Annotated in this window: 4 protein-coding genes and 2 pseudogenes; 1 reads left to right on the forward strand and 5 read right to left on the reverse strand. The window is 43.3% G+C overall.

What is annotated here, in order from left to right; genetic code table 11:
* Positions 1-228: 228 nt before the first annotated feature.
* From DXA05_RS08085 to DXA05_RS08105, 5 genes and pseudogenes are all read right to left on the reverse strand, one after another.
* Positions 229-4,803 (reverse strand): hybrid sensor histidine kinase/response regulator transcription factor, encoded by a 4,575-nt coding sequence (locus DXA05_RS08085; RefSeq protein ID WP_165861491.1) that lies wholly within the window; start codon positions 4,801-4,803, stop codon positions 229-231.
* 90 nt (positions 4,804-4,893) lie between these two features.
* Entirely contained in the window at positions 4,894-6,234 is a 1,341-nt protein-coding gene (locus tag DXA05_RS08090) for an AAA family ATPase (RefSeq protein WP_004315064.1), read from the reverse strand.
* Between the two features lie 332 nt (positions 6,235-6,566).
* Positions 6,567-8,314: pseudogene (locus tag DXA05_RS08095) on the reverse strand (pectinesterase family protein).
* Positions 8,315-8,860: 546 nt separating this feature from the next.
* A complete protein-coding gene (locus tag DXA05_RS08100) occupies positions 8,861-9,832 on the reverse strand; it encodes a pectinesterase family protein (protein ID WP_087317507.1) in 972 nt (323 codons plus the stop codon).
* A 9-nt stretch (positions 9,833-9,841) separates the two neighbouring features.
* Positions 9,842-11,041 (reverse strand): glycoside hydrolase family 88 protein, encoded by a 1,200-nt coding sequence (locus tag DXA05_RS08105; RefSeq protein WP_004309408.1) that lies wholly within the window; start codon positions 11,039-11,041, stop codon positions 9,842-9,844.
* 301 nt (positions 11,042-11,342) lie between these two features.
* Between DXA05_RS08105 and DXA05_RS08110 the strand changes: the two are divergent.
* Positions 11,343-12,748 (forward strand): annotated as a pseudogene (locus tag DXA05_RS08110) (PTS transporter subunit IIC).
* Positions 12,749-12,786 lie beyond the last annotated feature (38 nt).

The raw sequence follows: 12,786 nt of genomic DNA on the forward strand, positions 1-12,786 counted from the left end.
ATAGGTTTTACATAAAAAACATATAAAAAGATAGGGCGAATGTATATTTGAATATATACACTCGCCCTACTTTTTTTAACATACACTCCCAAGCAAATGAACGTTTACAAACAAAGCATATAAAATACACTTTGAGTCTGGAATATATGAATTAGGAAGTCTATAGGAATAGTCTCTTAAATCATTTATATCCTAAAATAGAATAAACAAAAAGATTATTACTACGTATTACCTGCCTATTTTTTCCTTATACTCAGTTGGTGTCATCCCCACTTGTGCCTTAAAACATTTGCTAAAATAACGCGGGTCGTTGATTCCGACCATATATGAAATCTGCGTCATATTAAACTCTCCGGTTTCAATCAGTTGCGTAGCACGCTTGATACGTATTTCTTTGATAAACTCAATAGGTGCCAGTCCTGTCAATGTCTTCAGCTTCTTGAAGAACACAGAACGACTGACAGCCAGTTCGCGTACCAAATCATCCACTACGAGGTCTCCATTATCCATGTTCTGCTCCATCAATTCCACCAGTTTATCCATAAACTTACGGTCATTTGGAGACATATCAGGAATAGTCGGTTGCTGTTGTGACTGTAGTTGCGTTTGCTCTTCTTCTCGCTCCGACACTATCTTTTTTTCCTCTTCAGCCATAGCCTTTGTCGACGCAACCAACTCGCCGGAAGTAACGGACATATTGATATGCATCAGGCTATCCCGATAGAAACTTTGCAGTTTCTTACGCTGCATCAACAGATTTTCCACACGGGCTTGCAGATAGGTAGCACTGAAAGGTTTCGTGATATAATCATCCGCACCATATTCCAATCCTTCCAGTTTACTTTCAATCGTAGTCTTGGCAGTAAGCAAGATAATAGGTATATGGCTGGTTGTCATATCCGCACGCAGTTCACGCGTCATTTCGATACCGTCTTTCTCGGGCATCATCACATCACTGATAATAATATCCGGGAGATACTTCAATGCTTTATTCGCTCCTTCCCTACCATCGGCAGCTTCCACTACCCGGTACATCGGAGAAAATATACTACGCAAGAATTCACGTAACTCCTGATTATCTTCCACTAATAACATCAGTTCTTTGGAGTTTTCTTCTTTCGCAGCATCTTCCTCATAAACAGCTTCAATTTTCTCCGAATCATCGGGTATCAGCGTTTCAGACTGAATGGAAGAGTTGGCTATATCCACCACTTGTCCCATCCTTACCGGAGCTTCCGCATCTTCCAGGATAAACTCGGTTTCCTTATCATAATGTTCTTTCCCTTTCAGGAAATCGACTTTGAAACAACTTCCCTCTCCCAAACGACTATCCACGGAAATAGTAGCCTTGTGCATCTCCACAAGCTCTTTCACCAATGAAAGTCCGATACCCGTACTAGCCTGATTGAACAGATTCTTGTCCACCAGATTCTCAAAACGGACAAACAAGGACTTCTTTTTATTTTCCGCGATACCAATTCCCTGGTCTTGTACACCGATAGAAACTGTATTCTCATCTTCACGGATAAACATCGTTATCATCTTGCCATTCGGCGTATACTTAAATGCATTGGAAAGCAGGTTGAATACAATCTTTTCCAGCTTATCGGCGTCCACCCAAAGATAAAGATGCTCCTTTTCCGTCTGAAACAGGAAATCAATCCGATGCTCTTCGGCCACAGCCTCAAAATTATCCATCACCTTGCGCACGAAAGGAACGATGTCCACACGCTGTACCTGCATCTTCATCTTCTTGTTCTGAATCTTACGGAAGTCCAATATCTGATTGACAAGACGAAGCATACGGCTGGTGTTCCGTTCAACCACCACCAACTGTTCGCGGGCATCAGCCGGCAATTTATCATTCTTCAAGACTTGCTCTACCGGACCTGCTATCAACGTAAGCGGAGTACGCAACTCATGGGATATATTCGTAAAGAAGCGCAGTTTTATATCCGAAATCTGCTGTTCGACCGACACTTCATGCTTCAACCGGTAAATGGTGAACAGGATATAAACGGCCACAAGAATAATAATCAGAATGAAAAGTATATAAAGCACGTATGCTATCGGCGTTTCCCAGAAAGAAGGCAGAATGACAATATCCAAGATACGTTCGTTATCCACCCACACACCATCGCTATTGGTAGAACGGACGCGGAGCACATACTCTCCTTTCGGAAGATTCGTATAAGTCACGCTACGCTGTTTGTCGGCAAAGGTCCACTGTTTTTCAAATCCGTCGAGAATATAAGCATACTGTATATTCTGCGGATTGGTATAATCGAGTGCCGCGAAATGAACGGAGAAAATATTCTCTTTATGCGAAAGTACCAATTTATCAGTGTCGTCAATATCCACTTTCAATAATGAGTTGCCGCCGGGGGTAATGTCCTCATTAGCCACTGTCAGTTTGGAGAATACGATAGGCGGGATATAGCTGCTCTTACGAATAGAGTCAGGATTAAATATAAAGACTCCGCCACTGGCACCGAAAAGCATGCTTCCTTTAGCAGTTAATGCCGAAGCGGCTTCACTAAAACGTACGGGGAAAGTGATACTACGTTCGTCATAACTTTCAAAACGTTCTTCAGAGGGGATGAACTTACAAATTCCATTCTCTGTACTAATCCATAAATTCTGCTTACTATCTTCGCGGATGGAAAGCAGGACATCGGAAGGAAGACCATCCAATACGGAATATGATTTGAATTCTCCGTGACCGTCCTTACTGATAGATACCAGTTTGTTGAGTCCGCCGCCGAAAGTAGCCAGGTAAAGTTCCTTTTTCTTGGTGGAGATAATCCAATGGACATCATTATTACTCAAACTTTGCGTATCATTCGGCATACGGGAGAAATGATAGAACTTCACATCCTCCGGTTTCTTAAAATTCTCATCAAAAGCAACGGCACCCGTAGTTGTTCCTACCCACAAGCGTCCGTTGTTATCGGAAGTGATGAAACGAGCTTTGTAACAAGGATCGATGGGATAACCTTTCAGGTTGTTCCGGTGATTGATAAACAATGTCTTTCCAGCTTCATTCTCCGTGATATAATTGATACCTCCGGCAAAAGTTGCCAGCCAGATACGACCATAATGATCTTCATAGACGCAATATACATTATTATCGCTCAAACTGTACATATCATCTTCACGATGAAGATAACGGGTCAACTTATAAGACATTCCGTTGGAAGAAGTCGGCTCGGCACGAACAAGGCCGTCTCCTTTTGTCGCAATCCAGATGATTCCTTTTGAATCCTGAATAACAAAATAAACGGTTCCCAACATGGGAGTACCGATGGTAGAGATCGTGCCGTTTTCGGTGAGGTATCCTTTATAAGTTTTGCCGGCATCATATATACGAAGTATACCGTCTTTCAAGCCAACCCACAAATTGCCCAGTTTATCTTCACACAGGGCACGCACCTCATTATGCAACGATTCGTGTTCATGAGGCATAGGGGTCATCATCGCAAAGGGTACATTTCGATAAGTCACCTTCTCCAATCCTTTGGAGTGGGTACAAAGCCACAGATTACCTTGTTTGTCGGAAAAGGCCGAATGAATCTTATTGGAAAAACGCCAGTCACGGCTACCCAGTCCGTTATAGAAAGGAACCAAGCATTTTTTTTGAGGATCGAAGTAAGAGAAACCTCCTCCGTAAGGATGTACCCAAAGATAACCGTTTACGTCTTCATGGATATGAAAAGCCGGACGGGAACGTTCGGGATTACTATATTCTATTGGAATTTGTTCACGGGTCACCACTCCGGTCGAGGGATTAAAATGAGCTACAACACCCGGTTCTTCCTGTTCGAACCACACTTCCGAAGAACGGTCTACATAAGCAGAAAGGATCGGCTTTGCGGGTAACGCCTTACAAGCCAGGAACGAGTAATGTACGTTTGTTTTTGTTCGCAGGTTGTAAGTAAAGAAGCCATCCGAATCGGTAGTAATAACGGATACGTCCGGTGCAATGGGATGAATGGAGGTTATCTGTCCTTTTGTGGGAAGCTCGATCAACGTAAACTCTCCGCTTTCTTTCTGATAAGACCAGATGCGTCCATGATCCGAGGCGAAGCAAATATCTTTATCGCGTTCCTGCACAGCATAGAAAGCCTGATTCATTCCGCCAAACTTTCCTTTTGTCTCCGTAAAATAAGAATCCGGCTCTTTCTTTCCGGGATGGATCATACCGAGGCCATTATCCGTCAACAACCAGTCATTGCCGGCTTTATCCTGATGAACTTTGAATACATGTAAAGAAGGAAACAGTTCTGTCTTGCTGGAATAAATATCCCATGTCAAGCGATTATTCTCATCCGGATGCGTCAGGATGCGGATAGCTCCATCGTTTTCCGTTAGCAGCCAGACGGTTCCGTTCGGCATCACTTCAATGGTATGCACATTGAAAGCACTCCCCTCTTCTCCGGCAGCAGGCACTTGCTCGAATGTCTCTGTCTTCGGGTCGAAACGATGGACACGGTTGTCATAAGTCAGCAACCACAGAAAGCCGTAACAATCTTCATACATACGGTCTACACGGTTATTGGTCAGACTGATGTAGTTTCCCTGACGAGCCTTGTATGTTTTGAAAGTATAACCGTTGAAACGGTTGATACCATCCCAGGTGGCAAACCAAAGGTTGTCTTTGTGATCCTGCAAGATGTTCATCACCGTATTTTGGGATAGTCCATCTTCAGTAGAATAGTGGGTGAAAAAACAGTGCTGTTGCGCGTATGTTGAGAACGCAATAGCTAACAAAAGAATTACTGAAATTAAGGTTTTCTTCATCATATCACTCGGTTCTGTGGCGTAAAGATAGAAAAATACTTGTAGTATCATGCAATCTTTAGTGGCTATTTAACAGAATCGGGCCAACATGACTTATGTCTCTATTTTTTTTAAAATATTAGGCAATGCGGCTATCATGTAAAAAGGAAGGTTGATAAGTTTGAAATGTTTTCCCTCATTAGTAGTAACTTCGTCTATAGCATAATTCCCCGACCAGATTCGAACTGCCAAATCATGCTCCGTTTCATTCATAAACTGATGAATGGATTTTAAGTGGGCGTTGTGTCCGTTTTTCACTTCAATTGGAATGATTTTCCCGCCATATATGTATACAAAGTCCACTTCAGCAGAACTCCCCCTTTTAGCCCGTACCCAAAACTTTTGCTTCTTACCTACTTCGTTGGAAAGAGCTTTTAATTCCTGCGCAACGATTTGTTCGGCAGCCATACCTCTCCATGTATCTGTCAAATCTTTACTAAGAAGATATTCTTTTTGTATTTCAGCCGCATAATTTACTAGTCCTGTATCCAGCCAGATCAATTTAGGAGCGCGTTTCAAATCTGTGGTAGCTGGCATTATCGTATGAGTGGTAGGATATACCAACTCCAGCAACAATGCTTTTTCCAGAGTACGGAAAGCCTCGCCCGTTTCACGGGCTTTGTAAGCGGACTGTGCAAATCCTCCTAAAGTGACAGCTTGCCCTGCATACCCCCAACCTTCTTCCAGTATGTAACGAATCACCGCAGCTTGCGTGTTTGTCTCCGCATACTTTTCCACATCATTCTTGTAGGCATTTAGCAGTTGATTGTAAGTATCGGACAAGGATACAACATCCCGGTTGGCAGCATACCTCGCTACAATTTCGGGCATCCCGCCTATCAGTGCATAACTATTAAAAAGTAGCATTAATTGTTGATGGAAAGCCTCCGGCAAACGTGCTTCCAAAATCCAATCTACAAACCGTCCCTCTCCTATTGCCTGAAGAAACTCAATAAAGGAACACGGATGCAAAGCCATATACTCCACCCGTCCTACAGGCAACGAGATGTGTTTGTCCAACATATTTTCCAGAAGAGAACCTGCTGCAATAACATACAACTCCGGCAATTCCTCGTAAAAGTACCGCAACAATGCAACAGCTTGTGGAGACGACTGTATCTCGTCGATAAAAAGCAGGGTTCGTCCCGGCCTCTGCGGCTTATTATCATACAAAAACAATAAAGGCAGCAGCATCTTTACATCATCAGTAGACTCAAACAAATCCTTTGCCTCTTTCTTTTCAAGATTTAAAGACAGGAAATTATCAAATTCTTTGCCAAACTGCTCAACAATAGTGGTCTTCCCTACTTGGCGGGCTCCTCTCAATATCAGAGGTTTTCTATTATTTTTCTCTGCCCACTCATGCAACTGATTCTGTATCCTTCGTTCAAACATATCGTAATTTGTTTATTTACAGTTACAAATATACAAATTTGTTTCATTGCAGGGGTGAATTTACTCATTTTTTGTTTCATTGCAGAGGTGAATTAGCTTAATTTTTGTTCCATTGTAGGGGCATATTGACTATCAGTTGTACCAGATCGATAAAGTTGTACCAGCTCAATAAAGCAGTGTACCAGTTGAGCATATGCAGTTCCGCCCTTTCAGGGCTTATGTTTGGTGTATACCTATCACGTAGGGCAATGCCCTACGCTATATAATAGAAGGCTTTCAGCCTATTAAACTACTTCCGAAACTTGAGTAAACAATCATATCTGTTCGTCAGATCAACGCTTTACCGTTATCAGTTTATTTCCGTTCTCTATCGGATTCCATCCGTCTTCTCCTGCCAAAACTGCATTTATCTCATATCCTTTCAGATTCTTCAATTGTTGGGAGAAAGCAGCGCGCGCTTTCGGGTTGGCTCCTTCGCCCCGACTTTCATATTCGGCATAAAAGACAGTTTTCTCGTTTTCCTTCTTGCCCCAGTTGTTCCAGCCAATGGGAAGAATGTGTTTCCCCAGTTCGCAACGGATGAATACAGCTTGTGCATACGGACGCCAGGGACGGGACAGATACACTTTTGTGGCTTCCGGTTCCGCAGTCAGTTTGCAATTATAGAATACATAGCCATATTTTTTACCTTTATCAGTAGAGGGAGCGGTGACATAACCATCCCGCTTACTATGAATGTGGCAACGGTTGAAAACAGCCGTAGACCAACCGAAGATAAAATCAACCGTTCCTTCGATGTAGCAGTCTTCATAATATTGGCGGCTTTGCTTGCTGTATGTATAGAGGGTATCCTGGAAGCCGAGGAAACGACAGTTCTTAAAATAGACACGATCGGCAGATACGAAACAGGCAACTGCTTGTCCTACGGGACTGATGAGTTCTCGAATGTGATATTCTCCGCATAAAAATCGGGGGCATAGATGTAACAGCTGGACGAACCGGAAGTTCCCATGTTCTCACCGAATACATTTTTTTTGTTTGCAAAACCGTCATAAGTCAGTATCGCACCGTCTTCTCCAATCAAAGAGATATTAATCTTGGATTCAGGAATGATGAGCTTCTCTTTATAAGTTCCTTTACGAATCAGGATAGTGGTAGGGACGTCTTTGCGAAAATCGGGAACAGCATTGATAGCTTCCTGCACAGTAAAGAAATCACCGCTACCGTCTTGGGCCACTACATAATCGAATTGACGGATATATTTCGCCAGTTCCGGAATTTCCTTGCCGATAGCATCCACTGCCAGTCCGGCAATTGTTCGTGCTCCGTATACGTTTAAGTGAGTATTGTCTTCACGACCTTTCGGGAAAGCCGGCACCTGATTGGGTTCGACAAACATGAATAGTTTCTTTGATTCTACTGGTCCCAGTCCCTGCACCAGGTCGTGGGTGATTTTGTTCATGTCGATGAAAGTCACTCCCAGTTCTTTTGCCACATTACGGGGAGCATCCAGATAGGCACCATGCGTATCGAACAAAACGGTTCCTTCTTTCGGTTGTTCCTTTTCCCCCGGTGTGCGGCGGACATCTTTTGCGATGGCATCATCCTTCGGCTGTACGAAGTTTCGACGGACGATAGAGTTGAACAATACCGGTATTCCACCTTTGGCGCGGGTTTCATTCACATACCGACGAAGATTTTCATCAAAAGTACTACCTGGATCGGTGTGACGGGTAGAGTCTGCTTTCTCATCATTATGGCCGAACTGGATAAAGACATAATCTCCTTTTTTCACTTTAGAAATTACTTTTTCCCAGCGTCCTTCGCTGATAAAACTCTTGGAACTTCGACCGTTGGCGGCATGATTGTCTATCCGTATGTCTTCGGAGAAGAATCCGGGAAGTACCATTCCCCAACCACGTTCGGGATTTCCTCCGTCTATTTTCTTGTTAGCCATTGTCGAATCACCTATCATAAAGATAGTGATGACCGGTTTGTCTGCACGAAATGCAGAAAAAAGAATAAGAGCCGTTGCAAGTAGCCCTACCATTTTAACCCTAAGTGTTTTCATATTCTTCATCCCCTCCTACGAGTTTTATTGGTTCTTAATCAAATTCCGTGCTACTTATTTATGTTCAATAACCTTATTCATGGCTATTCCGGGGTACTTTAAGATGCATATAGCTTGGATAATTTATTTGCTATTTCTAATATGCCGATATCCCTTTATCCATCAACCTTTCAATGAGCTTTACTAGCACGGAATTTGAAGAAGAACCGTTTTATTTTTTGTTTTTATCTGCCACCTGCAACGTTTTGCTTGTATCTTACTTGCAATCAACTGATTGCAGCGTTGCAGATACTGTTGCAGATACCGTTGCAGATGTTTATCTGCAACACCTTATATGATCCTGTTTTGCACGCAGGCAAATTCAGTTTCCACGTATAGGAACTACAGTTTCCCCGGGAAGAAACGCTAGTTTCCACGTAGAGAAACGACAGTTCCCACATAGGGAAACTGCAGTTTCCTGCCTTGGAACGGGAGTTTCAAGCTAGGGAAAGCAAAGAGCCAAGCCCGGAAACAAAAATTTCAAGCTGCATAAACAGTCGGAAAACCTACGTATTTTTATTTATAAGGATACCAATTACTGCTTTCCTTAAAGATATTTTGCGGAGTATACTTCATTGCCTCCTTATTTGTCAACTGTTTAGCCCATGCCACACGCCCGGAAGCATCTGCGCCCGCACCCGTATTTCCGAATTCGGCATAACGGGCTGTCTTTTCGTTCTCCGGATTCTTCCAATTGTGCCATCCTTCGGGACGGATATGATTGCCAAACTCACAATTGATAAAGACCGTTGCCGCATAAGGACGCCACGGACGACCCAAATATACTTTTTTCACTCCCGGAGCGGCCGTCAACTTACAGTTTTTAAATACATAACCGAATTCTTCACTTTGAGGAGTGGAAGCGGCAGTGATATACGAATCACGTTTACTATGCAGTTCGCAATATTCGAATAGAGCGGTGGAAGGACCAAAAATAAAATCGGTAGTTCCCTCGATATAGCAATTTGTGAATAAGAGACGCGCTCCTTCGGTTCCTGTATAAATAGTATCCTGATTTCCCAGGAAACGACAATTGACAAACATCAGTCTGTCGCCTTCGGTGTGAAGAGCTACCGCTTGCCCCAGTGGAGCCGCATTATTTTCAATCGTCAGGTCTTTGAAAGTGATGTCATTTCCCTCCACTTTTACCGTATAGGTGCGGAAAGTACCCATCTTATTGATATTGGCATGGTCATCGTAAGTGATAATCGTTTTTTCTGCGCTTTCGCCCACTAATTGCACATTCTTCACCCAGGAAGGAATGACCAGCTTTTCTTTGTATATACCGTTCTTGATATAGATCGTCACCGTATAATCCATAAAAGCGCGGACAGCTTCCACGGCTTCCTGAATGTTACGATACTCCCCTGTCCCGTCGCGTGCCACGACTAATGTGTCTTTGCGTTGCTGTTGTTGTGCATAAACAGATGTTGCTCCCACAGCCAGTAGAAGCAAACACATCATTCCTTTAAAAATAGTCCTTTTCATTGTCGGAAATTACTTTTGTAAACGTTCGTATTCCAAGCTAGCCATAATAAAAGGTCCTACGGCTTTAGGATCGTTATTGCGGATAGTTTCATTAATATAATAGTCATAATCGCCGGAACGATAGACCTTTCCTCCCAATCCAGCCACTGCACAAGCCTTGGTGATGGTTACCAATCCGTTCTTGTCCACTTCGATAAAATTATCCAGGAATCCTTTGTAGCCTTTCAATGCCACATCCAGATAAGACTTATCAATATATCCCAAACGAACCGCCTTAAAGAGCGAATAAATAAACATAGCGGAACAAGAAGATTCTACGTAATTACCTTTATCACCACTCCGGTCCATCACCTGATACCATCCTCCGGTCTTCGGATCCTGAAGTTTCTTCACCTGCACAGCTACATTATTCAATATATCAAGCAGGGAATCTCTTCCGGCTTCATGCTGCGGAATAAATTCGAGCACATCCACCAATGCCATCGCATACCATCCCATCGCACGTCCCCACGTATGTTTCGACTGTCCGGTCACCGGGTCCGCCCAACGTTGAGTGCGGCTTACATCGCACGCATGACGATAAAGACCATTCTTAGGATCGTACGTATGACGGGCACAAGTGACAAACTGGTTGATTACATCTGCATAGTCCTGCGGAAGATTATTACGGAATGCATACTCCGCGTAGAAAGGAGCTCCCATGTAAATTCCGTCCAGCCACATTTGGTGGGGATAAATCTTTTTATGCCAAAAACCACCGTCCTCATTGCGCGGTTGTCCTTCAAACTGGCTATAAAGCAAGTCGAGCGCTTTCTTATATTTAGGATTCTTGGTCTGCTCATAGATACGGAAAAGGATTTTTCCGGAGTTGATGCGGTCGAGACTGTAATCGGTTAATTTATAAGCGGTAATGCTTCCGTCCTCGTGCACCATTGTATCCGTATACGCGATAGCGTAATCGCGAATTTTCTTGTCGCCATAAGCGTCGTACACATCGAGCATGGCTCCCAGTTCAAGTCCGTGGCAATAATCCCACTTCAGTTTCGGCTGAAAGTCGAGCTGCCAGGATTCGGGGTAACGGATCATTTCCGATTCAGTCAGTCGCACAGACCAGGGAAGTTTGCTGTCTACCTGTTGTGCCGATACAGAAGCGGTCATTGTAACCAATAAAGCCACTATAAAAAAATTATAAAAAGGAGTTCGTCTCATGGTTTGTTATTTTAAGGATTCAACATAGTCTTTTTTCACGGTACGAAAGTAGTGTTTTTCCTCCAAACCCAGTGGGATTTTTTAGTCAAGTAGGTGCATTTTTTGTTTTTCGTGCACGGAAACGACTAATTTTGTGCACGCAAACGTCAAAAATGTCCATTTTTGATGCAATATCTCATAAATTAAGAGTTTCGTTTTGGAAGAAAGCAAAAAAGGTCTTACTTTTGGCACGGTTTACAACTAATACCCTCTGGGGAAACACAGGTAATTTATCATTAAAACAGAGAAAAAATAGAACAGAATGGAAGAAGTATTTAAGTACATTATCGGTCTTGGAGCGGCAGTAATGATGCCAATCATTTTCACGATTTTAGGAGTATGTATCGGTATTAAACTTCCCAAAGCGCTGAAGAGCGGTTTGTTGGTTGGTGTCGGTTTCGTTGGTTTATCAGTAGTGACGGCATTGCTCACCAGCAGTCTGGGTCCGGCATTAAGTAAAATGGTTGAAATCTACGGATTGGAATTGGGAATTTTCGACATGGGTTGGCCTTCTGCTGCGGCGGTAGCTTACAACACTTCAGTCGGTGCTTTCATCATCCCTGTTTGCTTGGGAGTTAACTTATTAATGTTGCTTACCAAAACAACCCGTACCGTCAATATCGACCTTTGGAACTATTGGCACTTCGCATTTATCGGTGCTATCGTGTACTTTGCTTCCGACAATATCTATTGGGGATTCTTCGCTGCTATCATCTGCTACATCATTACGCTGGTAATGGCTGATATGACTGCTCCTGCTTTCCAGAAGTTCTATGATAAAATGGACGGTATCTCTATTCCTCAACCGTTCTGCCAAAGTTTCGTTCCGTTTGCTATTGTAATCAATAAACTATTGGATAAAATTCCGGGATTCGACAAACTGAATATTGATTCTGAAGGTATGAAAAAGAAATCGGATTGATGGGTGAACCGCTGTTCTTGGGTATCGTAATCGGTTGCGGTATCGGCGCATTGGGTTGTGCCAGCTGGAAAGAAGTATTGGATAATATTCCGGGCATTTTAGGACTGGGTATCAAGATGGGCGCGGTGATGGAATTGATTCCACGTATCACCAGCCTCTTTATCGAAGGTTTGAAACCGATCTCTGACGCTACCCGCGAACTGATCGCTAAGAAATATAAGAATAACACCGGTTTGAGCATCGGTATGAGCCCTGCACTGGTTATCGGTCACCCGACTACCCTGGTGGTATCTCTGCTGTTGATCCCTGTCACTATCTTCCTGGCTGTTATCCTTCCGGGCAACCGTTTCTTACCTCTGGCTTCTCTGGCAGGTATGTTCTACCTGTTCCCGATGATTCTGCCTATTACAAAAGGTAACGTAGTGAAATCATTTATTATCGGCCTGGTGGCATTGATTGTAGGTCTGTATTTCGTAACAGGACTGGCAGGCTTCTTCACACTGGCTGCTAAAGATGTATACGAAGCAACAGGTGACCCGACAGTAAATATCCCCGCCGGTTTTGAAGGCGGCGCGCTTGACTTTGCTTCCAGTCTCTTCTGCTGGGGTATCTTCCACCTGACTTACAGTCTGAAGATTATCGGCCCTGCCATCCTCGTGGCACTGGCACTCGGAATGGCTATCTACAACCGTATCCGCATGACTAGAAACGACGCAAAGAACGCATTGAACAGTAATAAGGAATAAGTCGAAAAGCCTTTAACTGATAATAATAAGTGGTATAT

This window comes from Bacteroides sp. AM54-2NS (assembly GCF_003602935.1).
Lineage (GTDB): Bacteria > Bacteroidota > Bacteroidia > Bacteroidales > Bacteroidaceae > Bacteroides > Bacteroides xylanisolvens.

Excerpts from the sequence above, each read along its gene's own strand:
- DXA05_RS08085 (WP_165861491.1), bottom strand. The coding sequence starts at position 4,803 with ATGATGAAGAAAACCTTAATTTCAGTAATTCTTTTGTTAGCTATTGCG.
- DXA05_RS08090 (WP_004315064.1), bottom strand. The coding sequence starts at position 6,234 with ATGTTTGAACGAAGGATACAGAATCAGTTGCATGAGTGGGCAGAGAAA.
- DXA05_RS08100 (WP_087317507.1), bottom strand. The coding sequence starts at position 9,832 with ATGAAAAGGACTATTTTTAAAGGAATGATGTGTTTGCTTCTACTGGCT.
- DXA05_RS08105 (WP_004309408.1), bottom strand. The coding sequence starts at position 11,041 with ATGAGACGAACTCCTTTTTATAATTTTTTTATAGTGGCTTTATTGGTT.